This is a genomic window from Brevundimonas sp. SL130, from assembly GCF_026625805.1.
Lineage (GTDB): Bacteria > Pseudomonadota > Alphaproteobacteria > Caulobacterales > Caulobacteraceae > Brevundimonas.
The window spans coordinates 1,869,704-1,890,919 of sequence record NZ_CP113064.1 but is presented as its reverse complement, the minus strand read 5'-3'; the positions used below and the strand labels follow the sequence as shown (position 1 = coordinate 1,890,919).

The 21,216-nt window shown below is 65.6% G+C and carries 28 protein-coding genes and 1 other RNA gene; 19 read left to right on the top strand and 10 right to left on the bottom strand.

Annotated elements, in window-relative coordinates; all coding sequences use genetic code 11:
- Nucleotides 1–11: 11 nt before the first annotated feature.
- The gene (locus OU998_RS09365) at nt 12–1,649 is read right to left on the bottom strand and encodes a long-chain-fatty-acid--CoA ligase (RefSeq protein WP_267513118.1); all 1,638 of its coding nucleotides are present in this window, start codon (nt 1,647–1,649) and stop codon (nt 12–14) included.
- 155 nt (nt 1,650–1,804) lie between these two features.
- Here OU998_RS09365 and udk point away from each other — a divergent pair, with 155 nt between their 5' ends.
- From udk to OU998_RS09340, 5 genes are all read left to right on the top strand, one after another.
- On the top strand, nt 1,805–2,452 hold the full coding sequence (gene udk, locus OU998_RS09360) for a uridine kinase (protein ID WP_267513117.1): 648 nt from the start codon (nt 1,805–1,807) through the stop codon (nt 2,450–2,452).
- Between the two features lie 102 nt (nt 2,453–2,554).
- Nucleotides 2,555–3,412 carry a thymidylate synthase gene (locus tag OU998_RS09355; RefSeq protein WP_267513116.1) on the top strand — a complete coding sequence of 286 codons (858 nt, stop codon included), beginning with the start codon at nt 2,555–2,557 and terminating at the stop codon, nt 3,410–3,412.
- Nucleotides 3,412–3,723 carry a phosphoribosyl-ATP pyrophosphohydrolase gene (locus OU998_RS09350; protein WP_267513115.1) on the top strand — a complete coding sequence of 104 codons (312 nt, stop codon included), beginning with the start codon at nt 3,412–3,414 and terminating at the stop codon, nt 3,721–3,723. Before OU998_RS09355 ends, OU998_RS09350 begins: the two co-directional genes overlap by 1 nt.
- The gene (locus tag OU998_RS09345; protein WP_267513114.1) at nt 3,720–4,247 is read left to right on the top strand and encodes a dihydrofolate reductase; all 528 of its coding nucleotides are present in this window, start codon (nt 3,720–3,722) and stop codon (nt 4,245–4,247) included. The genes OU998_RS09350 and OU998_RS09345 overlap by 4 nt, the downstream gene beginning before the upstream one ends.
- Before the next feature lie 9 nt (nt 4,248–4,256).
- Nucleotides 4,257–4,577, top strand: coding sequence for a YbjQ family protein (locus OU998_RS09340; RefSeq protein WP_267513113.1), 321 nt, complete (start codon nt 4,257–4,259; stop codon nt 4,575–4,577).
- 36 nt (nt 4,578–4,613) lie between these two features.
- On the opposite strand, the gene OU998_RS09335 is transcribed toward OU998_RS09340, so the two are convergent.
- Both OU998_RS09335 and OU998_RS09330 read right to left on the bottom strand, forming a co-directional pair.
- The gene (locus tag OU998_RS09335) at nt 4,614–5,711 is read right to left on the bottom strand and encodes an NADH:flavin oxidoreductase (protein ID WP_267513112.1); all 1,098 of its coding nucleotides are present in this window, start codon (nt 5,709–5,711) and stop codon (nt 4,614–4,616) included.
- A 78-nt stretch (nt 5,712–5,789) separates the two neighbouring features.
- Nucleotides 5,790–6,866, bottom strand: coding sequence for an Mrp/NBP35 family ATP-binding protein (locus tag OU998_RS09330; protein WP_267513111.1), 1,077 nt, complete (start codon nt 6,864–6,866; stop codon nt 5,790–5,792).
- Between the two features lie 53 nt (nt 6,867–6,919).
- Between OU998_RS09330 and miaA the strand changes: the two genes are divergently transcribed.
- The 4 genes from miaA to OU998_RS09310 all read left to right on the top strand — a co-directional run bounded on the left by miaA (nt 6,920) and on the right by OU998_RS09310 (nt 9,569).
- Nucleotides 6,920–7,813 carry a tRNA (adenosine(37)-N6)-dimethylallyltransferase MiaA gene (gene miaA, locus OU998_RS09325; protein WP_267513110.1) on the top strand — a complete coding sequence of 298 codons (894 nt, stop codon included), beginning with the start codon at nt 6,920–6,922 and terminating at the stop codon, nt 7,811–7,813.
- A 10-nt stretch (nt 7,814–7,823) separates the two neighbouring features.
- Nucleotides 7,824–8,191: a transfer-messenger RNA gene (ssrA, locus tag OU998_RS09320) on the top strand.
- Between the two features lie 90 nt (nt 8,192–8,281).
- Nucleotides 8,282–8,749, top strand: coding sequence for an SspB family protein (locus OU998_RS09315; RefSeq protein ID WP_267513109.1), 468 nt, complete (start codon nt 8,282–8,284; stop codon nt 8,747–8,749).
- Between the two features lie 58 nt (nt 8,750–8,807).
- Complete coding sequence (locus tag OU998_RS09310) at nt 8,808–9,569, top strand: C13 family peptidase (protein WP_267513108.1); 762 nt, start codon at nt 8,808–8,810, stop codon at nt 9,567–9,569.
- Here OU998_RS09310 and OU998_RS09305 read toward each other — a convergent pair.
- From OU998_RS09305 to OU998_RS09295, 3 genes are read right to left on the bottom strand one after another with little or no spacing between them, the layout of a single operon-like run.
- Nucleotides 9,538–9,894: a RusA family crossover junction endodeoxyribonuclease gene (locus tag OU998_RS09305; RefSeq protein ID WP_267513107.1), complete on the bottom strand. Its 357-nt coding sequence runs from the start codon at nt 9,892–9,894 to the stop codon at nt 9,538–9,540. The genes OU998_RS09310 and OU998_RS09305 overlap by 32 nt on opposite strands.
- Nucleotides 9,891–10,301 carry a type II toxin-antitoxin system VapC family toxin gene (locus OU998_RS09300; RefSeq protein WP_267513106.1) on the bottom strand — a complete coding sequence of 137 codons (411 nt, stop codon included), beginning with the start codon at nt 10,299–10,301 and terminating at the stop codon, nt 9,891–9,893. Before OU998_RS09300 ends, OU998_RS09305 begins: the two co-directional genes overlap by 4 nt.
- Nucleotides 10,301–10,561, bottom strand: a complete 261-nt coding sequence (locus OU998_RS09295) for a type II toxin-antitoxin system Phd/YefM family antitoxin (protein ID WP_267513105.1) — start codon at nt 10,559–10,561, stop codon at nt 10,301–10,303. The genes OU998_RS09300 and OU998_RS09295 overlap by 1 nt, the downstream gene beginning before the upstream one ends.
- Nucleotides 10,562–10,693: 132 nt before the next feature.
- Here OU998_RS09295 and fumC point away from each other — a divergent pair, with 132 nt between their 5' ends.
- The 4 genes from fumC (at nt 10,694) to OU998_RS09275 (ending at nt 12,910) form a co-directional block, all read left to right on the top strand.
- The gene (fumC, locus tag OU998_RS09290) at nt 10,694–12,097 is read left to right on the top strand and encodes a class II fumarate hydratase (RefSeq protein ID WP_267513104.1); all 1,404 of its coding nucleotides are present in this window, start codon (nt 10,694–10,696) and stop codon (nt 12,095–12,097) included.
- Between the two features lie 77 nt (nt 12,098–12,174).
- Entirely contained in the window at nt 12,175–12,423 is a 249-nt protein-coding gene (locus OU998_RS09285; protein WP_267513103.1) for a type II toxin-antitoxin system CcdA family antitoxin, read from the top strand.
- Nucleotides 12,414–12,728 carry a CcdB family protein gene (locus OU998_RS09280; RefSeq protein WP_267513102.1) on the top strand — a complete coding sequence of 105 codons (315 nt, stop codon included), beginning with the start codon at nt 12,414–12,416 and terminating at the stop codon, nt 12,726–12,728. Before OU998_RS09285 ends, OU998_RS09280 begins: the two co-directional genes overlap by 10 nt.
- A gap of 59 nt (nt 12,729–12,787) precedes the next feature.
- On the top strand, nt 12,788–12,910 hold the full coding sequence (locus tag OU998_RS09275; RefSeq protein WP_267513101.1) for a hypothetical protein: 123 nt from the start codon (nt 12,788–12,790) through the stop codon (nt 12,908–12,910).
- A 6-nt stretch (nt 12,911–12,916) separates the two neighbouring features.
- Here the strand turns inward: OU998_RS09275 and OU998_RS09270 are convergent, their stop codons facing one another.
- A complete protein-coding gene (locus OU998_RS09270; RefSeq protein WP_267513100.1) occupies nt 12,917–13,312 on the bottom strand; it encodes a YccF domain-containing protein in 396 nt (131 codons plus the stop codon).
- A 90-nt stretch (nt 13,313–13,402) separates the two neighbouring features.
- Nucleotides 13,403–13,642: a DUF2171 domain-containing protein gene (locus OU998_RS09265; protein WP_267513098.1), complete on the bottom strand. Its 240-nt coding sequence runs from the start codon at nt 13,640–13,642 to the stop codon at nt 13,403–13,405.
- A gap of 157 nt (nt 13,643–13,799) precedes the next feature.
- On the opposite strand from OU998_RS09265, the gene OU998_RS09260 reads away from it, so the two are divergent.
- Both OU998_RS09260 and OU998_RS09255 read left to right on the top strand, forming a co-directional pair.
- Nucleotides 13,800–15,041, top strand: coding sequence for a patatin-like phospholipase family protein (locus OU998_RS09260; protein ID WP_267513097.1), 1,242 nt, complete (start codon nt 13,800–13,802; stop codon nt 15,039–15,041).
- Nucleotides 15,042–15,043: 2 nt separating this feature from the next.
- Nucleotides 15,044–15,250: a DUF4169 family protein gene (locus OU998_RS09255; protein WP_267513095.1), complete on the top strand. Its 207-nt coding sequence runs from the start codon at nt 15,044–15,046 to the stop codon at nt 15,248–15,250.
- A 6-nt stretch (nt 15,251–15,256) separates the two neighbouring features.
- Here the strand turns inward: OU998_RS09255 and OU998_RS09250 are convergent, their stop codons facing one another.
- A complete protein-coding gene (locus OU998_RS09250) occupies nt 15,257–16,150 on the bottom strand; it encodes a DMT family transporter (RefSeq protein WP_267513092.1) in 894 nt (297 codons plus the stop codon).
- A 150-nt stretch (nt 16,151–16,300) separates the two neighbouring features.
- Between OU998_RS09250 and OU998_RS09245 the strand changes: the two genes are divergently transcribed.
- Both OU998_RS09245 and OU998_RS09240 read left to right on the top strand, forming a co-directional pair.
- Nucleotides 16,301–16,525 (top strand): ribbon-helix-helix domain-containing protein, encoded by a 225-nt coding sequence (locus tag OU998_RS09245; protein WP_267513090.1) that lies wholly within the window; start codon nt 16,301–16,303, stop codon nt 16,523–16,525.
- Nucleotides 16,526–16,550: 25 nt separating this feature from the next.
- Nucleotides 16,551–17,270 (top strand): SIMPL domain-containing protein, encoded by a 720-nt coding sequence (locus OU998_RS09240; RefSeq protein WP_267513089.1) that lies wholly within the window; start codon nt 16,551–16,553, stop codon nt 17,268–17,270.
- On the opposite strand, the gene OU998_RS09235 is transcribed toward OU998_RS09240, so the two are convergent.
- Nucleotides 17,251–17,400 (bottom strand): hypothetical protein, encoded by a 150-nt coding sequence (locus OU998_RS09235; RefSeq protein ID WP_267513088.1) that lies wholly within the window; start codon nt 17,398–17,400, stop codon nt 17,251–17,253. The genes OU998_RS09240 and OU998_RS09235 overlap by 20 nt on opposite strands.
- 223 nt (nt 17,401–17,623) lie before the next feature.
- Here OU998_RS09235 and OU998_RS09230 point away from each other — a divergent pair, with 223 nt between their 5' ends.
- Together OU998_RS09230 and OU998_RS09225 are read left to right on the top strand one after the other, a co-directional pair.
- Nucleotides 17,624–19,981 (top strand): ATP-dependent helicase, encoded by a 2,358-nt coding sequence (locus OU998_RS09230; protein ID WP_267513086.1) that lies wholly within the window; start codon nt 17,624–17,626, stop codon nt 19,979–19,981.
- 95 nt (nt 19,982–20,076) lie between these two features.
- Nucleotides 20,077–21,168, top strand: a complete 1,092-nt coding sequence (locus OU998_RS09225) for a PLP-dependent cysteine synthase family protein (RefSeq protein ID WP_267513085.1) — start codon at nt 20,077–20,079, stop codon at nt 21,166–21,168.
- Nucleotides 21,169–21,216: the final 48 nt, after the last annotated feature.

Sequence of the window (21,216 nt, the reverse complement as noted above, 5' to 3'; positions counted from 1 at the left end):
GCTCCATGGAATCAGGCGGGCTGAATTTCGGGCAAACGGTAGTCCTTCATCCGCTCGCGCAGAAGCTTCTTGTCGATCTTCCCCGTGGCGCCCAGGGGAATTTCATCCACAGCCACCACGTCGTCCGGCATCCACCATTTGGCGATCTTGCCATGCAGGAAGTCGAGATGCTCCTGCTTGTCCAGCGCCTCGCCGGCCTTCAGCTTGACCAACAGAACCGGCCGTTCGTCCCATTTGGCGTGTGCCGCGCCGATAACGGCGGCCAGTTCGACCTTGGGGTGGCCCACGGCGATGTTCTCGATCTCGATGGAGCTGATCCATTCGCCGCCGGACTTGATCACGTCCTTGGACCGGTCGGTGATCTGCATGAAGCCCAGGTCGTCCACCGTCGCCACGTCGCCCGTGTCGAAGAAGCCGCCGGCGTCCAGAATCGAGCCTTCCTCGCGGAAATAGCCACGGGCCACGGTCGGCCCCTTGACCATCAGATGGCCGAAGGTGGCGCCGTCATGCGGCAACTCACGGCCGGCGTCGTCCTTCAGCGTCAGCTCGATCCCCAGCGGCGGCGTGCCCTGTTTGGTGCGATACTTCAGCTGTTCTTCGAACGGCAGGGCCGCCGTCTCGGGCGTCATGTTCGACAGGGTGCCGATGGGCGAGGTCTCGGTCATGCCCCAGCCCTGAAGCACCTCGATGCCATAGTCATCATGGAAGGCGCGGATCAGGCTTTCGGGTACGGCCGAACCACCGATCAGCACCCGCTTGACGGTCGAGAGTTTGAGGCCGTTCTGCCGCATATGCGCCAGCAGTCCCTGCCAGACCGTCGGCACGGCGGCGGAGAAGGTGACGCCTTCGGTTTCCAGCAGCTCGTAAAGGGCCTCGCCGTCCATCCGGGCGCCCGGCATCACCAGTTTGCAACCCGATGCGGGGCCGACGAAGGCGATGCCCCAGGCGTTGGCGTGGAACATGGGCACGACAGGCAGGATGACGTCGCTGGTCTTGCCGCCGACCACCGAGGACTGGAGCGCCATGAAGGTGTGCAGGAAGTTTGAGCGGTGCGAGTACAGCACCCCCTTCGGATTGCCCGTCGTGCCGGACGTGTAGCAAAGGCCGCACGCCGTGTTCTCGTCGAACGCGCCCCACTCGACGTCGGCGGATTGCTCCGCCACGATCCGATCGTAGGATTCCGCGCGTGGCAGGCGGGTCTGCGGCATATGGGCGTCGTCGGTCATGATGATGACCCGCTCCACCTTGGGAATGTGCGGCAGGATGGCTTCCAGCAACGGCACGAAGGTCAGGTCGGTGAAGATGACCCGGTCCTCGGCGTGGTTGATGATGTAGACCAGCTGCTCGGGAAACAGGCGAGGATTCAGGGTGTGGCAGACGGCGCCCATGCCCATGACGCCGTACCAGGTCTCGATATGGCGATCAGTGTTCCAGGCCAGGGTGGCGACACGATCTCCCGGCTGGATTCCCCACGCCTTCAAGGCATTGGACACCCGTTTGGCGCGGTCGTGGATCCGGCCATAGGTGGTGCGGACTATGGGTCCTTCGACCGACCGCGTCACGACCTCACGGTCACCATGCCAATTTTTGGCATGGTCGATGATCTTGTCGACCGTCAGCGGCCAATCCTGCATCAAGCCCAGCGTCATGCGTCTTCCCTGTTCCTTGGCGCGTCTGCTTGGCTGCAACGCTTGGAGAGACGCTATCATTGGTTATCAGTGATAAGCAACGTGCTGTCGCTTGATCTCGCGCGGCAGATCGTCCCCCGTGGCGCTTGGCTATCCGGCGCCCTAGAAGGCGGTCCATGGCCATATTGATCGCGATTACGGGGGGCTCCGGCTCCGGCAAGAGTACTCTGGCGGAGGCGTTGGTCTCAGCCCTGCCTGAGGGCAAGGCCGTACTGGTGCGCGAGGACGCCTACTATAGGGACGCCGCCAGCCTGCCCGGTTTCAACGCTGCGACCTTTGATTTCGACGATGTGGCCGCCCGCGACCACGCCCTGATGATCGCCGACCTGAAGGAACTGAAGGCCGGTCGTTCGGTGACCGCGCCCGTCTATTCCTTCATCCACCACGGACGCGAACCCGGCGGCGAACCGATCCATGCGGCCGAGGTGGTGATCGTCGAGGGCACTCACGTGCTGTGCACCCCCGACTTGACCGCCCTGTTCGACATCCGGGTCTTCGTCGACACCCCCGCCGACATCCGGTTCATCCGCCGCCTGCTGCGCGACCAGTCCGAACGCGGCCGGTCGGCGGATTCGGTCGTGGCCCAGTATCTCGCCACCGTGCGACCCGGCCACGAACGCCTGACCGAGCCGTCGCGCACCCACGCCGATTTCATCATCGCCGACGCCACGGCGGCGGTTCGGCTGGAGGATCCTCAGGCCGTGGTGCGTCTGGCGGCGCCCGTCCTGGCCCACCCCCTGCTGCTTCCCCTGCTAGAGGCCTGACGGAGTCCCGTCGAAAGCGGATTGATTCGTTTTCTGTGGACGCCGTCCGCGCTGCCGCGGGTTCCGCGTTTCGAATCACCCAATCTGAGGCAAGCTCTCGGCATGAACGCTCAGGTCGCCACCATCGAACTTCAGGCCCGAACCGCCACGGCCGCCGCCGATCATCCGGAGCGGCAGTATCTGAACCTGCTGCGCGACATTCTGGATAATGGCGTGCAACGCGACGACCGCACCGGCACCGGGACCCTGGGCGTCTTCGGCCGTCAGATGCGGTTCGACCTGTCCAAGGGCTTCCCGGTCCTGACGACCAAGAAACTGCACCTGCGCTCGATCATCGTCGAACTGCTGTGGTTCCTGCGCGGCGAAACCAATATCGGCTGGCTGAAGGACAACGGCGTCCGCATCTGGGATGAATGGGCCGACGCCGAGGGCGAGCTGGGCCCGGTCTATGGCAAGCAGTGGCGGTCCTGGACCGCGCCTGACGGCCGGGTCATCGACCAGATCGAGAAACTGGTCCACGGCCTGAAGACCAACCCCAACAGCCGCCGCCACATCGTCACGGCCTGGAACCCGGCCGACGTCGACGACATGGCCCTGCCGCCCTGTCACTGCCTGTTCCAGTTCTTCGTCGCCGACGGCAAGCTGAGCTGCCAGCTGTACCAGCGCAGCGCCGACGTCTTCCTGGGCGTGCCGTTCAACATCGCCTCCTACGCCCTGCTGACCATGATGCTGGCCCAGGTGGTCGGGCTGGAGCCCGGCGACTTCATCCACACTTTCGGCGACGCCCACCTGTATCTGAACCACCTGGAACAGGCCGAGCTCCAGCTGACGCGCGAGCCGCTGGCGCTGCCCGTCATGCACATCGCGCCCAAGACCGACCTGTTCGCCTTCGAACTGTCGGACTTCACACTTGAGGGTTACGAGGCTTGGCCGCACATAAAGGCGGCAGTGGCCGTCTGATGGACCTCACTTCGCTGCAGGAGTCTGTCCTGCGCATCTCCGACATCTACGCCGAAGCCCACAACATCGACCGCGACCGCGACTGGGCGCTACTGAAACTTCAGGAAGAGCTGGGTGAACTGACGGCCGAGCATCTGCGTTTGTCAGGTCGAGCCCGCGGAACACCGAACCCCGACGCCCTAGGCGACGAAGCGGCCGATGTTTTAGGCATGCTGCTGATCTATTGTGCAAGCGCGGGGATCGACCTTGAAACGGCCATGCGGCGCAAGTGGTTGAAGTGGCTTGAACCCCAGACGGAAGACACGCCATGAGCATTCCCCTGATTTCCCTGGTCGTCGCGCGAGGCCGCAACGGCGTCATCGGCCGTGACGGCGATCTGCCCTGGCGGCTGCGCAGCGACCTGCAACGATTCAAGGCCATCACCGTGGGCAAGCCCTGCCTGATGGGCCGCAAGACCTGGGAAAGCCTGCCGCTGAAGCCCCTGCCCGGCCGTCTGAACCTGGTGCTGACCAAGGACGAGTCCTACGAGGCCGACGGCATGTCCAAGGGCGCCCTGGTCTGCGCCACCCTGGACGAGGCCATCGAGATCGGGCGCGAAACGGCCGAAGAGGACGGCGTGGACGAGATCTGCGTTATCGGCGGGACCGCCGTGTTCGAAGCCGTCCTGCCGCGCGCCAAACGCCTCTACATCACCGAGGTCGAGGCCTCTCCCGAGGGCGACGCCGTCTTCCCCGCATTCGACGAAACGGCCTGGGTCGAGGTATCCTCGGAATCCCATCCGGCGGGCGAGAAGGACGATCACGCCTTCACCTTCCGGGTGCTGGAACGCCGCTAGGAGAAGTCGATGTACGTCACCACCACCAACGACCTGCCCGGCTTCCGCGTCACCCGCCATATTGGCCTGGTGCGCGGCGTGACGGTGCGCTCACGCAACGCCATCTCCGACGCAATCGGCGGGGTCCAATCGATGCTGGGCGGCCGGGTCGGCGCCTATGTGAAGCTGGCGGAGGCCGGACGTCAGGAAGCCTATGACGAACTGCTCAAACACGCCGAGGCCCACGGCGCCAACGCCATCCTGGCGGTCCGCTACGACGCGACCGAAATCATGCCCGGCGTGACCGAGGTGCTGTGCTACGGCACGGCCGTGATCGTCGAGCCGGCCTGACCTCTACAGAGACCGGACCGGCTCGATTTCATCGGATCAGGACAGGGTCATCAGGTCTGCGCGCTCGAAGTTGCGCAATTCGTCCGAACGGCCATCGCGGATCTTATGAACCCACTGGGGGTCGGCCAGCAGAGCGCGGCCGACGGCGACAAGATCGAATTCTTCATTCTCCAGTCGGCGCACCAGGCCATCCAACGAGGCGGGCTTGGAGCCCTCACCGCCGAACGCCGCAATGAACTCGCCGTCCAGGCCGACCGAGCCGACGGTGATGGTCGGCTTGTTCATCAGCTTCTTGGTCCAGCCGGCGAAGTTCAGGTCCGAGCCCTCGAACTCGGGCTCCCAGAAGCGGCGCTGCGAGCAGTGGAAGACATCGACGCCGGCGTCTGACAGCGGCGTCAGCCATTCGACCATCTGCTCCGGCGTCTCGGCGATCCGGGCGGTGAAGTCCTGCTGCTTCCACTGCGACAGACGCAGGATGACGGGGATATCGTCGCCCACGCCTTCGCGCACCGCCTTGACCACCTCGGCGCCGAACCGGGCGCGGTCGGCGATGGTCGGGCCGCCCCAGCGGTCCTCGCGCACATTGACGCCGCCCCAGAAGAACTGGTCGATCAGATAGCCATGGGCGCCGTGGATTTCGACGGCGTCAAAGCCCAACTCCCGCGCCGCACGCGCCGAACGACCGAAGGCGGCGATGGTGTCGGCCACATCCTCTTCGGTCATGGGTTCGTACTTAGCCTTGCCAGGCGCCGTAAGACCGGACGGGCTGTCCACCTTGCCCAAGGGCGCCCAGGTCTCACCCTGGCCGCGCGCAGAACCGACGTGCCAGATTTGCGGCGCGATCAGACCGCCCGCAGCATGAACCTCGTCCACCACCGTCTTCCATTGCGGCAGGGCCTCGCCGTGGAAGACCGGAACATTGGCGTCGTTGCGGGCGGCGGGCCGCTCCACCACCGTGCCCTCGGTCACGATCAGCCCCACGCCGCCTTCGGCCCGGCGGCGATAATAGCCTGCGACGTCCGAGGTCGGGATTCCGTTGGGCGAGAAGGAACGCGTCATGGGAGCCATGACGATTCGGTTGGGCAGGGTCAGCCCCTTGACGGTGAAGGGGCGGAACAGGGCGTCGACGCTCATCGGATCTCCTTGGGTATCGGTAAGACCCTAGGTGGCGAATAGGGTTGCGTTTGAAAACCCCCGCCGTGGGAATATTTTCTAAAGCCCCAACGCAGCCGCGATACGGTCAGCGACGATAGTGAACCGGGCGGCGATGTCCCCCGACGGATCGGCGGCGACCGTCGGAACACCGGCGTCGCCCCCCGCTCTCAATGCGGCGTCCAAAGGCAGATCGCCCAGGAACGGGATGGACAGACGCTCGGCCTCGGCCTTGGCTCCGCCCTGACCGAAGACGGCTCCGCTCATATTCTCGATCAGACCCAGCGTCGGTACATTGACCCGCTGGAACAGGGTGTGCGCCCGCCGCGCATCCGCCAGGGCCACTTCCTGGGGCGTCGAGACGATGACGGCGCCGTCCAGCGGCGTCTTCTGGATCAAGGTCAGTTGCACGTCGCCGGTGCCGGGGGGCAGATCAACCACCAGCACGTCCAGCGGCGCCTCGGCCGTGCCCCACCGGGTCTGAGTCAGCATTTGGGTGATCGCCTGCGACGCCATCGGCCCGCGCCAGATCATGGCGTCGTCCATCTTGGTCAGCAGGCCGACCGACATGGCCTTCATTCCATGGGCGACGTGCGGAACAATGGCGCCGTCCTCATAGGCGGGTTGGCCGCTGATCCCCAGCATGGTCGGCAGCGACGGGCCATAGACATCAGCGTCCAGAATCCCGACCGACAGACCGCGCGCCGCCAGCGCTACAGCCAGGTTCACCGCTACTGTGGACTTGCCCACCCCGCCCTTGCCGCTGGCGACCGCCAGAACACGACGAACATGGGCCGGTCGGTCAGTGGCGACCGGCGCCTTGGCGCGTCCCTGATCCACGGCGGCCTTCGAAAGACCAGCCGTGCGCTGCGCCGGCTTGCCGAGCCCCGGTTTAGCCTCGGCCGTCAGGATCACCGACACCCGGTCCATGCCGGGAATCGCCTTCAGTGCGGCTTCGGCGGCGTCACGAACCGGCGCATAGGTTGCGACCAGACTGCGATCAACCTCCAGCGCAAAACCGGCCCGATCATCAGCGACCACCAGCCCTTGAACGAGGCCGGAAGCGACCAGCCCCTGCCCGGAAACCGGATCTGTGACAGCGTCTAGGGCGGCGATGACGGCGGAACGTTCGACCAAGACGGTCTCCAGAAGACTTGCAGGCGATAGGGGGCGCGTTCTATCGCCCATATATGCCGCCCGCGAGCCTCGATTTGTCCCAGCCGTCATTAGTCACCCTGATCGCCGGTCCCACCGCCTCCGGCAAATCGGCCCTGGCGTTGAAGATGGCGCGCGAGACCGGCGCCGTGATCATCAACGCGGACAGTCAGCAGCTTTACGCCGACCTCCGCATCCTCACCGCCCGCCCATCGCTGGAAGAAGAGGCGCAAGCCGATCACCGCCTGTACGGCGTCGCCGACGCGGCGGAGGCTTGGTCGGTCGGCAAATGGAGCCGTGCGGCCCTGGATCTGTTGGACGCTGCGCACGCCGAAGGCCGGCCGGCGATACTCGTCGGCGGCACCGGCCTGTATTTCAACGCCCTGACGCGTGGGCTGGCGGACATTCCGCCTGTGCCTCAGGACGTGCGCGACACGGTGGAGGCGGACTATGCGGCATGTGGCGAAGTCGCCTTCCGCGCCCGTTTGGCCGAGCACGACGCCAACGCCGCCCGGACCATCGAGCACGGCGACCGCCAGCGGTTGATCCGAGCCATGAGCGTCCATTCGGCCAGCGGACGCGCCCTGAGCGACTGGAAGGCGGATACACGCCCGCTGCTCGCGTCGGGGTCGTGGACAGGGCTTGTCATCGAACCCGACCGGGGCGCCCTCTACGCCAACTGCGACCGGCGTGTGGATCTGATGATGGAGAACGGCGCGCTCGATGAGGTTCGCGCACTTGCGGCCCTGGAGCTTGCCCCGGCTCTGCCCGCCATGAAGGCGGTCGGGGTGCGCGAACTGGCGGCCCATCTGGCTGGAGAAATCAGTCGGGATGAAGCGATCGACGCCCTGAAACAGGCGACCCGGAACTACGCCAAACGCCAACTGACCTGGTTCAGGAACCAGACCCCCGACTGGACGCGGGTCTGAAGCGCACGCGGCGCTTGGAAAGCGTCCGCGCAGCGCCTATATTGGCCTCGTCCGGTTTCGGCCGGACTATAGCGATAAACGCGCTTGTAATAAGCGGACCGGACCCGGGTGCGATTCCCGGCGGCTCCACCATTCTCTTCCCCGCGTTATCGGCGGAGGCGTCATGGGGCCGACTAGCATCGACGGACGTGTAAAGAGGATTGCTTTCGCTCGTCCTGGCCCACCGTATCGGGCCATTTTCTAACTGCGAACGATAACTTCGCTGGAGAAGTCGCTCTCGCCGCGTAATGCGGTTCGGGTGATTTCGAATCTTAAGTCCTAGGGGTTCAGATCCTTGGGCGGGGCCTGTCGGGAGCCTGGCAACAGAATCCCGGCGCTTAATCCTTCATATCCTGTGCGTTTACCTCTTTCGCATCTTTCGCGCGCGCGCCTGCGCCGCTATCAGTCGCGCTCAATTGCGAGGTGACGATGACCGACCAGACCCCTCCGGTCGACGAGATGCAGTACGAGCGGCTGGCGCATGAAGCGCTGCGCGGCGTGATCCGTTCTGCGCTCGAACATGTTCTGGCCGAAGGCCTGCCCGGCGCGCACCACTTCTACATCACTTTCAAGACCCGCGCCGCCGGCGTCAGCATTCCACCGGACATGCTGGCCAAATACCCGGACGAGATGACGGTGGTGCTGCAGCACCAGTATGAAGACCTGCAGGTCGAGGCGGATCGTTTCTCGGTCAAGCTGCGGTTCGGCGGCGTGCCGCGCACCCTGGCCATGCCCTATTCGGCCGTCACCCGCTTCTACGACCCCAGCGTCCAGTTCCTGCTTCAGTTCGACGAACCCGAGATCGTCGAGGCTGTCGAGGAAGCGCCACCCGAGGATCCGACGCCCGGCTCGGACGGCCCCAAGGTCGTGTCGCTGGACCAGTTCCGGAAGAAGTAGGCCCTTCCCTCCTCGCGCCCTCGCGATAAGCTCCGGCGGCCCAAGGCGGAGATAGACGATGGTTCGGTTTATAGCGGCGCTCTCGGTGCTGGGCCTTATGGTCGTGGGCTGCGCCGCCCATGCCCAAAGCCGTTTCGACGGCTGGGCCTCGGCCGTCATCGCCGCCGACTGGCGCGACGGCGACGGCCGCCCCATCGCCGCCTTCGACAACGCTCAGCGCGACCTGACGACCGCTTTCCAGCGCGCCGGATTCGACCCTGACGCCATGGTCAGCGTCAGCCTGCGCCCCGACGTCGCCAACCCGGTCGAAGCAGAAGACAGCCTGCGTCTTTTCGCCGAGGCGGCGCAACGGGCGCCGCGCGGCTGCCTGTTCTACGTCACCTCGCACGGCTCACCCGAAGGGCTGGTCTTCGGCCCAGAGGCCACCCTGGAGCCGGAACGCCTGATTCCGATCCTGCGCCGGATCTGCGGCGAACGCCCGACGGTGGTCGTCCTGTCGGCCTGCTTCTCCGGAATCTTCGTCGATGGATTGAAGGCGCCCAATCGCATGGTGATGACCGCCGCCCGCCGCGACCGGTCGTCGTTCGGCTGCGCCGCCGATGCGACCTATCCCTATTTCGACGAATGCGTGCTGGACGGGCTGAAGAGCGCGCCGGACTTCATCGCCCTGTCCCGCGCTACAACCGCCTGCGTCGCCGCCCGCGAACAGGCCGAGGATCTGACGCCCGCTTCCGAGCCCCAGACCGCAATCGGGGCCACCATGCAAATATTGCTGCCGACCCTGAGGTTCAGGCCCTCCGGGGATACGAACGGATCGTGATCCGCTCCCGCTCGCCTTCATGGCGCTCAACCAGCAGGCGGGCGACCTGACTGTCGTCGTGGAACAGATAGCCCTTGATGGAATCCAGCAGCGCCTTGGCCAGGTTGTCGAGGTCCATCCATGGCGGCTCGCCGACGTGCTCCATGCGGATTTCCACGACATGATCGCCCCAGGACGGTCGTGACGCCCATTCCTTGCGCATGAACTCATAGACCAGGGGCTTGTAGTATTTGGCCTGGGTGGTCAGGCCCTCAATGACAATCTCAACCGCCTCGCCGTCCTCCCGCGCCCGGACCTTGCCCGTCCCGATCCAGCCGGCGGTCATGCGAAGGGCGCCTGGACCACGAGGCCCGCCGCACGCGCAGCCCGCGCCATCGCGACATCAAGCGTCGCCAGCGGTGCACCCAACCGCTTGGCCAACTCAAAATAGGCAGCGTCATAAGCCGTCAGGCCGGTATCCACGGACAGAACGAGCAGAGCTTCCGGCGAGGCCTCCCGCTCCGGGTAGCAGATCGACAACGCGTTCAGCGCATTGAGCCGAGCCACGGCTTCCTCAGTCGTGGTCACCTTCCGCATCACCTTGTTGCGAAGCACATTGGCGACTTCCCACCGTAGCAGGCCAGGCGCGGTCACCCCATCCGCCATGCCCTGATTCAACTGGTCGACCGCAAAGGCCGTATGCTCTTCCTCGAACAGAACAGCGATGAGAAAGGAACTGTCGATGACCAGCATCAGCGCTTGCCGGCGTCCCTGGATTCGATCAGTTCGGCATGAGTGAAAGGCCGCCCCATCTCCTGCACCGTGCGCTGCCGCAGAGAGGCAAGGTCGTCCAACGCCTTAACGCGGCGGGCGGCGACATCTCCGGCAGGAAGCGCCGGCACCATCCGCACCACGGGGCGGCCGCGCTTCAACACGATCACCTCTTCGCCGCGCTCGGCGGCGTCGATCAGTTCCGAGAACCGATTGCGGGCTTCAAAGACGCCGATTTCCATGGCCCAGACCCTTCTGGCTAGAGTTCTGGCTATATAGCACATCAATGCCAAGGCCGCATCCGCGCCGCCTTGCCCCATGCGGCGCAGGTGCTAAACCCGCCGCAACGCAAAGCCACGCCGGAAGCCTGAACCATGAGCGACGTTCGCCCCAACACTCGGATTGAAACCGACACCTTCGGCCCCATCGAGGTCGCCGCTGATCGCTACTGGGGCGCCCAGGCGCAGCGGTCGCTGGGGAACTTCAAGATCGGCTGGGAGAAGCAGCCCCTGCCGGTTGTGCGCGCCCTGGGCATCGTCAAGCGCGCCGCCGCGGAGACCAACCGCGACCTGGGCAAGCTGGACCCGGCCCTGGCCGACGCCATCGTCAAGGCCGCCAATGAAGTCATCGAAGGCAGGCTGAACGACCACTTCCCCCTGGTCGTCTGGCAGACGGGTTCGGGCACCCAGTCGAACATGAACGCCAATGAGGTGATCTCGAACCGCGCCATCGAGATCCTGGGCGGCGAGATGGGCTCCAAGAAGCCGGTCCACCCCAACGATCACGTCAACATGAGCCAGTCGTCGAACGACACCTATCCGACCGCCATGCACGTGGCCTGTGCGGAACAGGTGGTCAACGACCTGATCCCGGCCCTGAAGCATCTGCACGCCGCCCTGGACGCCAAGGCCAAGGCCTGGGCCCACATCATCAAGATCGGCCGCACCCACACCCAGGACGCCACCCCCCTGACCCTGGGCCAGGAGTTCGGCGGCTATGCCCAGCAGGTCGCCAACGGCATCGAGCGGATCGAACAGACCCTGCCCAAGCTGATGGAACTGGCCCAGGGCGGCACCGCCGTCGGCACCGGCCTGAACGCCCCCATCGGTTTCGCGGAAAAGGTCGCGGCCCAGATCGCCGAGATCACCGGCCTGGCCTTCACCACCGCGCCGAACAAGTTCGAGGCCCTGGCCGCCCACGACGCCATGGTCTTCAGCCACGGCGCGATCAACACGGTCGCCGCCTCGCTGTTCAAGATCGCCAACGATATCCGCTTCCTGGGCTCCGGCCCGCGCTCGGGCCTGGGCGAGCTGGCCCTGCCGGAGAACGAGCCCGGCTCGTCGATCATGCCGGGCAAGGTCAACCCGACCCAGTGCGAGGCCCTGACCCAGGTCTGCGTCCAGGTGTTCGGCAACAACGCCGCCCTGACGTTCGCCGGCTCGCAGGGGCATTTCGAGCTGAACGTCTACAACCCGGTCATGGCCTACAACTTCCTGCAGTCGGTCCGCCTGGTCGCCGACGCGGCCATCAGCTTCACCGACAACTGCGTCGTCGGCATCGAGGCCCGGGAGGACAATATCGCCCGCGGCCTGAACAACTCGCTGATGCTGGTCACGGCCCTGAACGGCAAGCTGGGCTATGACCTGTGCGCCAAGATCGCCAAGACCGCGCACAAGAACGGCACCACCCTGCGCGAGGAAGCCGTCGGCGGCGGCTATCTGACCGACGCCGAGTTCGACGAGGCGGTGCGTCCCGAAAAGATGATCTCGCCGGGCTGAGGGCAGGCAGAATCCTGAAGACCTTGACGGGGACCGGCCGGTTTGGCGCGGTCCCCGTTTCGCGTTAGGCTGGGCGTATGGGCAAGGTCGAACTGAACATTGGCATCGATCCGGAACTGGTCGAACAGGCGAAGGCGTTGGGCATTTCCATCGCCGATATGGATGAACGCGCCCTGCGGATCCACCTGCAGAAGGTCGATCCCGCCGGGGCCGAAGCGCGTTCGAAACGCTGGGCCGAGGAGAACGCCGAGGCCATCGAGGATCACAATCGCCGCATCCGCGAACGCGGGCTGCTATCGGACTATATTCGCCCCTCGTGGCTGTGAGGCAGTTCGACGTCTTCGAAAATCCGTCGCCAGAGGCCCGTCGATTCGCGCCGTATCTGGTTGTCCTGTCTTCGCATCTGGTTCTCGGCTTCGATGACGCCGTGGTCGCCCCGTTGGTGAACGACAGCCAAGCGACCGTCGGATCGCTTGAGGTCGAGGTCGATCTCGCCGGTGAAAACCTGGTTCTAGTCGTGAGCGAGCTCGCGGCGATGGCGAGGCGAAATCTGAAGCGCCGCGTCGGCTCCCTCGCCGCTCATGAGGATAATATTCGCCGCGCCCTCGACCGGCTGTTCACTGGCTTCTGATCACGCCAAACGCAAAAGCACGCTAGAGTTGCCGCGACTTGAACGGCGGGAGCAGACCTATGACCGACATCCTCAACCGGGTCTTCATCGAACGCCAGAGATCATGGCGTATCGTCGCCGAGACCGGCGTAAAGCCTGCTCGACCGCGCGAACCAGCAAAACCGGACCCGCCCCAGGCTTGAGCCCTTTTAGGGCTTATCGCGGATCGTCCGGCCTATGGGAGCCAGGGCCAGCTTGGCCAGTTCGAGATCCTTCAGGGCGAAGGGAATGCCGATAATCGTGATGGCCTCCGCGACCGCGATCAGCACGTGCGTCAATGCGATGTACCAGCCGGCGACCACGAACCAGATGACGTTCAGGCCGATACCGAAACAGCCCGCCCCCAGTGCCGTCGCATCCGGCTCACGCCAAACCACTTCCCGCCCGAACGGCCAGAAGGAATAGCTGGCGATCCGCCACGCCGCGAAACTCCAGGGCAAACCGACGACAGTCAGAGCCAGGATCGCGCCGCCCAGCAGCCACAGCAGGCCCGACAGCCAGCCGCCAAAGAAGAACCACAGGATATTCAGGATCAGCCGGATCATCGCGTCCCTCCGAGAACACTGTCCTCCAGATAGGCCGAAGGCCCCGCCGGCGACAGCGGGGCCTTCATTAATTCGCGGAAACCTGCAGGCCTAGTTCGGCTTCTCGGTCCAGCGCGACTTGGCGTCATCCTTCGTCAGGCTCAGGTGCACGTGCTTGTCGTCCACCCTTTCGACCCAGCTGACCGGGATCATGTGGTGCTTGAAGCCGCCGGCAAGATCCAGTTTCGCCAGTTCGATCTGATCGCCGAGCACATGGTCGATCCGACCGACATGTCCGCCGTCCGAACCGACGACTTCGAGATGTTCCTTGAGAAGCGTGGCGTCGACCATGGTGATTGTCCTTCGGTTAGGTTGCCTTGCCTGTTCGAACGTTCATCGGGAGGCGGGGTTTCAAACCGCAGCGCTTGAGACTGTCGTCATCCGGTGATGACAAACCTTCCACGCGGGGGGTATGGTTACAGCCAAGCATCGGCGGAGAAGGCATCGAATGAGACGGATCTGTTCGAGCCTTCTCGCCGTCGTCATGGCCCTGTCGGTGGCGTCATGCGGCACCCTGGATCGTCCCGTCGGCCCCCTGCGCCTCGCCGACGGCGCCCTGGTTCCGGCCCAGGACCCCCGTATCCGGGCCAATGACGCCGCTCGTCTGGAGGCCCTGACCGAAGAGGTCGGGGCGCGACTCTCAAAGGCCCAGCCCTTCTCGGTTCTGGCCCTTTCCGGAGGCGGCGCAAACGGGGCCTATGGCGCCGGCGTTCTTGTCGGCTGGACCGAGCGCGGCGATCGGCCGGTTTTCGACATGGTCACGGGCGTCAGTACGGGCGCCTTGGCCGCTCCCTTCGCCTTCGCCGGTTCGGAATGGGACGCCCAACTGGGTCAGGCCTATACCGGCGGCGGCGCCAGCAACCTGTTGAGTTGGCGAAGCCTGGCGATCTTCCTCTACCCCAGCCTGTTCAGCGCCGGCGCACTTCGCAAACTGGTCGAGGATAATGTCACCCCGGACCTGCTGCAGGCCATCGCCCGCGAGCACGCCAAGGGTCGCCGCCTGCTGGTCGCCACGACCAATCTGGACAGCGAGGAGACGGTCATCTGGGACATGGGCCTGCTGGCCAGCCAGAACGACGACAACTCGCGCGCCCTGTTCAAGGAAGTGCTGGTCGCCTCGGCCAGCATACCGGGCGTCTTTCCTCCCGTGCTGATCGCAGGGCTTCAGCCCGACCTCACCGTAGTGATGGAGATGCACGCGGACGGCGGGATCAACAGCCCCTTCCTGGCCATTCCCGAGAACCTTTCGCTGTGGACCCGCGGCCCGAACCAGCCCGGCGGCGGGGCCCTCTATGTGGTGGTCAACGGCCAGGTCGGGCGCAATGAAGGCGTCACGCCGGGTCGGCTGACCGCCATCCTGATGCGCAGCTACGACAGTATGAGCAAGGCCTCGCTGCGCACGCATCTGGCCACGACGGCGGCCTTCGCCCAGCGTAACGGCATGAGCCTGTCGCTGGCCGCCATTCCGGACAATGTCGAGGCGTCCAGCCTGAAGTTCGACCAGAAGACCATGTCGGCCCTGTTTGACCTGGGCCGCGCACGGGGGCGGTCCGCCGACGGTTGGACCCACTTGGACCTGGCCCCATCGACGCCCGCCTTCATCCCCGCTTCCGACCTGCCCGCCGATCAGATTCCCGAAGCCCTCAAGCTCAAGGAACCCGAGGCGAAGACAGCGGCGCTTCAGCCCTAGTCATGTCCGAGATCATCAACCTGAATCAGGCGCGCAAGGCGCGCGCCAAAGCCGAGGACAGGGCCAAGGCCGCCGCAAACCGCGCCGCCTATGGCCGCACCAAGGAACAGAAGACGGCCCTTCAAATAGAGCAGACGCGAGCGAACCGCCTGTTGGACGGCCAGAAATTGAACCCTCGGAAATCGGACGCCGAGACGCAGCAAGACTGAACGCGCCTAGGCCGCCTTCGGCGCCCGGATCAACAAGACCTGTCCCGCCAGCACCAAAGCCAGGCCGACCAACATGGTCACCCCGACATGGGCCCCCTCGAACAGCACCGACATGATCACGGCGATCGGCGGCGTGAGGGCCGAGATATAGCTGGCCAGGGCGAAGCCCCGCTGTCGCGCCAAAGTGAAATACAGGCCGAAGGCGATGACCGACCCGAACAACGACAGGTGCAACAGGGACAGGACATAGGCCGAGGTCGGTTCGATCCGCCATTCCACCCCGGTCGCAAATCCATAGAGCGCCAGCATGGCCGTGCCATAGGCCATGGCCCAGGCGGTGGCCGCCATCACCGGCGCCCCGGCCTGTTGCCCTCGCCAGGCGAACCAGTTGCCGAAGGCCGAGGCGACGACGGCGATCAGGGCGAAGACGATCCCCAGGGCCGGCGCGGCCCCGGCCGATGCGCCGGCTCCCGACAGTTGCCCGAACGACAGGACCGCTACGCCGAAGATCCCCAGAATCGCCCCCTGCCAGGCGCCGACGGCCGCCTTCTGGCCTTCCAGCAACCGGAACAGCACGAGATTGACGAAGGCCAGAGCCGCGAAGATGACCGCCACGACCGCCGAGGCCACCCGCACTTCCGCCGCATAGACGAAGCCGTAGCTGACGGCGAAGACGAAGGCGCCCTGCCCCACGGCGGCCAAATGCTGGGCGCGCGTCAGCCGCAGCGGTCGGCGCGTCACGGCGCAGAAGCCGAACAGGACGACCGCCGCCAGCCCGAACCGCCAGACGATGGACACGATCGGATCCACCACGCCCAACTGCAGGGTGATGGCGAACCAGGTCGTGCCCCAGATCAGGGCGCAGGTCAGGATGGCGAAGATTGTAAGCGGGCGACTCATGAAAGGCTCCTTGGGCGATGCTCGCATATCATCGTCCCCCCTTCAGCGCCGCTCACGTCTTGCGCCCGAGTATGACAAACTACGCCCGCACAGGAGAACCGCCATGCGCAACACCATGATCATCCCCTCGCGCCGGCGGCCTGCCGCAGTATGAGCGGCCTGACCAAACGTTCGGTCGTGCTGGCCGGCCATGCGACCTCGGTGGCGCTGGAGCCCGAATTCTGGGCCGTGCTGGACCGGATCGCTGCGGCGCGCGGCTTCAGCAAGGCCCAGCTTCTGGCCGATATCGACGCGGGCCGAGGCCGCCGCCCGCTCGCCTCCGCCTGCCGCCTGCTGGCCCTGTCCTGGGTGGCGGAACACGGACCGACAGCGTAACATGGGTCGGTAAAAGGAGCCCTTCATGGACACCCCACGCCTGATCCCCGCCGCCGCCTTCGGGGGCCTGTTGGCCGTCGGCCTGATCGGGGCCGGCGCCCTGATCGGCCAGGGCGTGATCCATGCCCGCGCCGGCGACCGGACCGTGACGGTGCGCGGTCTGTCGGAACGCGAGGTGAAGGCGGATTTGGCCGTTCTGCCGCTGCGCTTCACCGCCTCGGGCGAGGTTCTGTCCGAGGTCCAGGCCCGCATCGACGGCGACCTGGCCCTGGTGAGGCAGTTTCTGAAGACCCAGGGCTATCCCGCCGACGCCGTCGATCTGGGCCGTCTGGAGGTCGCCGACACCCGCTCGCGCGAATACGGCGTCCAGAACGGCGGCCCCCGGTTCATTCTGGCCCAGACCGTCATCGTCCGCACCGGCGACGTCGCCCGTGTCCAGGCCACCACCCGCGCCCTGAACGACCTGGTGCGCCAGGGCGTGGTGCTGCAGGACTTCCAGGGGCCGTCCTATATCTTCACCAAGCTCAATGCCGTGCGGCCACAGATGATCGCGGAAGGCACGGCGGCGGCGCGCACCGGCGCCGAACAGTTCGCCAAGGATTCCGGCACGCCCCTGGGGCCGATCCGTCAGGCCACCCAGGGCTCGTTCGAAATCCTGCCGCGCGACGGTTCGGGCGGCGACGAATCCGGTTCCATCGACAAGAAGGTCCGGGTCGTGACCACCATCACCTATAGCCTGAAATAGGCGGATCGGCGCTGAGCGTCTCCGCCTGATTGGCCTGGGCCACGGGACGGCCGATCTGTTGAACCTCATCAAGCTTGGGGTCGCCGCGCTTTTCGAACAGGGCGATCCAGACGGCGATAACGACGAACATCCCCACCATGCCCAAGGCGAAGGCGCACCATCCGCCTCTATCTCGTCTAGGTCTTTGGTTCGGGTGTCGCGTCATCCTCTGCGCCTTTCGTTGCATCGGTATGGTGAACAGGCCGGCGATCAAGGCGGTTCCGCCGTTTCATTTCCGCCATGGCCCTGACATCGCCGTCCGGTCCCCTTATGTTCCCCTATTCGATTCTGACTGACCGGACCTTTTCTCGCCTGTGACCGATCTTCCCGCCCCCCGTATTTCAGACCTGGCCCGGGCGCGCGCGCCGCAGGAGGGAGAGGCGCGTGACTATCTGGCGGGCCTAAACCCCGAACAGCGCGAGGCGGTGGAGACGACCGAGGGGCCCGTCCTGGTCCTGGCCGGCGCCGGCACCGGCAAGACCCGGGTGCTAACCACCCGTCTGGCGCACATCCTCGCGACCGGCCGGGCCAAGCCGTGGGAGCTGTTGGCCGTCACCTTCACCAACAAGGCCGCGCGCGAGATGCGCGAGCGGATCACCCATCTGATCGGTCCCTCGGCCGAGGGCCTGCGCTGGCTGGGCACCTTCCACTCGATCGCCGCCCAGATCCTGCGCCGCCACGCCGAACTGGTCGGGCTGAAGTCCAGTTTCACCATCCTGGACACCGACGACCAGGAACGGGTGCTGAAACAGCTGCTGGAAGCCGCCAATATCGACACCAAACGCTGGACGCCCAAGTCGCTGTCCGGCCTGATCGACCACTGGAAGAACCGCGGCTGGACGCCCGAGAAACTGCCGCCCGGCGAGGACTTCGCCAACGGCAAGGGCCAGGGCCTGTACGCCGCCTATCAGGCCCGCCTGCGCAGCCTGAACGCCTGCGACTTCGGCGATCTATTGCTGCACAACATCACCATCCTGTCGAAACACGCGGATCTGGCGGAAGAATATCGTCGTCGTTTCCGCTACATCCTGGTCGACGAATACCAGGACACCAATGTCGCCCAATATCTGTGGCTGCGGCTGCTGACGGCCTCGACCGGCAATGTCTGCTGCGTCGGCGACGACGACCAGTCGATCTATGGCTGGCGCGGGGCCGAGGTGGACAACATCCTGCGCTTCGAGCGCGACTTCCCTGGCGCCAAGATCGTCAAGCTGGAGCGGAATTATCGCTCGACCAGCCACATCCTGGGCGCCGCCTCGGGCCTGATCGCCGCCAATCGCGACCGGCTGGGCAAGACCCTGTGGACCGAGGATGACAGCGGCGACAAGGTGCGGGTGCGCGGCGTCTGGGACGGCGAGGCCGAGGCCCGTCTGATCGCGGACGAGATCGAGACCGCGCGTCGCCCCCACGCCGGCGAACCAGGCCTGAAGTACAAGGACATGGCCATCCTGGTCCGCGCCTCGTTCCAGATGCGGGCCTTCGAAGAGCGGCTGGTCATGTTGGCCGTCCCCTATGCCGTCGTCGGCGGTCCGCGCTTCTTCGAACGGGCCGAGATCCGCGACGCCCACGCCTATATGCGGCTGATCCAGTCCGAGGACGACGATCTGGCCTTCGAGCGGATCGTCAATGTGCCGAAGCGCGGCATCGGCGACACCAGCGTGCAGAAGATCCTACAACTGGCCCGTCAGCACGACCTGTCGGCCCTGACCGCCGTACGCGGTCTGATCAACACCGACGAGCTTCAGGCCCGCACCCGCACCGCCCTGTCCAACTTCGTGCGCGACATCGACCGCTGGCGCCTGCTGTCCGAGACCACGCCCCACTGGGAGGTCATGGAGACAGTGCTGGAAGAGAGCGGCTACACCGACATGCAGAAGGCCGACCGGACCAGCGGCCAGACCCGGTTGGACAACCTGAAGGAACTGACCCAGTCGATGCAGCAGTTCGAGACGCTGCAAGCCTATCTGGAGCATGTGTCCCTGGTCATGGATCTGGAGCGCGCGACCAGCGACGATCCGAATGGCGACGGGGCGGTGCAGATCATGACCCTGCACGGCGCCAAGGGACTGGAGTTCCCGCTGGTCTTCCTGCCCGGCTGGGAGGAAGGCGTCTTCCCCAGCCAGCGCAGCATCGACGAGAAGGGCGAGAAGGGCCTCGAGGAGGAACGCCGCCTCGCCTATGTCGGCGTCACCCGCGCCAAACAGGACGCCCGGATATCCTTCGCCGCCAACCGTCTCGTCTATGGCCGCTGGACCTCGCAACTGCCCAGCCGCTTCGTCGACGAACTGCCCATCGCCCACGTCGATCCCCAGTCCGACACCGGCTACTACGGCGCCTCATCGGGCATGAAGGAGGCCAAGAGCCGCTGGGACGACGCACCCAGCTTCGGCAGCTGCTATTCCTCGCCCGGCTGGAAACGCGCCCAAAGCTTCACCGCCGCCCAGACCCCGAACAAAATCCCCGCCCGCAAGGCCGTGATCGAAGGCGACGGCCGCCTGATCGCCACCGCCGATCCCAAGTCCGGCTCCGGTTGGAAAAAGGGCGAACGCGTCTTCCACCAGAAGTTCGGCTACGGCCACGTCCGCGTCATCGAGGGCAACAAGCTGCTGGTCGATTTCGAAAAGGCCGGCGAGAAACGGGTCATCGACAGTTTCGTGGAGAAGGCGGAGTAAACGGGTCCAAACCCACGCGCACGACGTCATCCGCCTTTGCCGCCGGCCAAGCTTTGGCCTAAGCCATCGCCTTCCCGTCTACGTCCGAGTCCGCCATGTCCGCCCCTGCCCGTCCCACCGTTGATCGCGCCTGGCTGAGCTGGGCCATGCGGCGGATCGAGGCGGACTACAACCGCTCGGCCGACACCCATCTGATCCCGGTGGACATGCCGGCCCTGTCGGACATCGCCCTGTATCTGAAGGACGAATCCAGCCACCCGACCGGCAGCCTGAAGCACCGTCTGGCGCGGTCGCTGTTCCTCTACGCCCTCAGCAACGGCTGGATCGGCGAGGGCATGACCATCGTCGAGGCGTCCAGCGGCTCGACCGCCGTGTCCGAGGCCTATTTCGCCCGGATGCTCAACCTGCCCTTCATCGCCGTGGTGCCGCGCTCCACCGCCCAGGAGAAGATCGCCGCCATCGAATTCTACGGCGGACGCTGCCATTTCGTGGACGTCCCCGGCCAGGCCTATTCGGAAAGCCAGCGGCTCGCCGACGAGCTGGGCGGCCACTACATGGACCAGTTCACCTATGCCGAGCGGGCGACGGACTGGCGCGGCAACAACAATATCGCTGAGTCCATCTTCGCCCAGATGCGACGCGAGCCCTGCCCCGTCCCGCGCTGGATCGTGTGCGGCGCGGGCACGGGCGGGACATCGGCGACCATCGGTCGGTTCGCCCGTTTCAACCGCCACGAAACTCAGATCTGCGTCGCCGACCCTGAAGCCTCCGTCTTTCACCGTCACTGGGCCGATGCGACGGTTCAGACCAGCCTCGACCGTCCGTCCTTGATCGAGGGCATAGGCCGGGCGCGGGTCGAACCCTCCTTCATCCCCAACGTGGTGGACCGGATGATCGTCGTGCCCGACGTGGCCTCCATCGCCGCAACACGCGTGCTGAGCCGACGTCTGGGACGCCCTTGCGGCGGATCGACCGGCACCAATCTGTGGGCCTGCGTTCAGTTGGCTCAGGAAATGGCGCGCGCGGGCGAGTGCGGCTCGATCGTCTCGATTCTGTGCGACCACGGCGACCGCTACGCCTCGACCTATTTCGACGACGCCTGGATCGCCGCCCAGGGCCTGGACACCGCCCCTTGGGAAGCCCGCCTGGACGCCTTCTTCGAAACGGGCGTCCTGCCGGAGGCCTGAACCGCCTGTTCCGTCGAAGCGGACGGGGCTAAGAAGGCCGAAGCGACC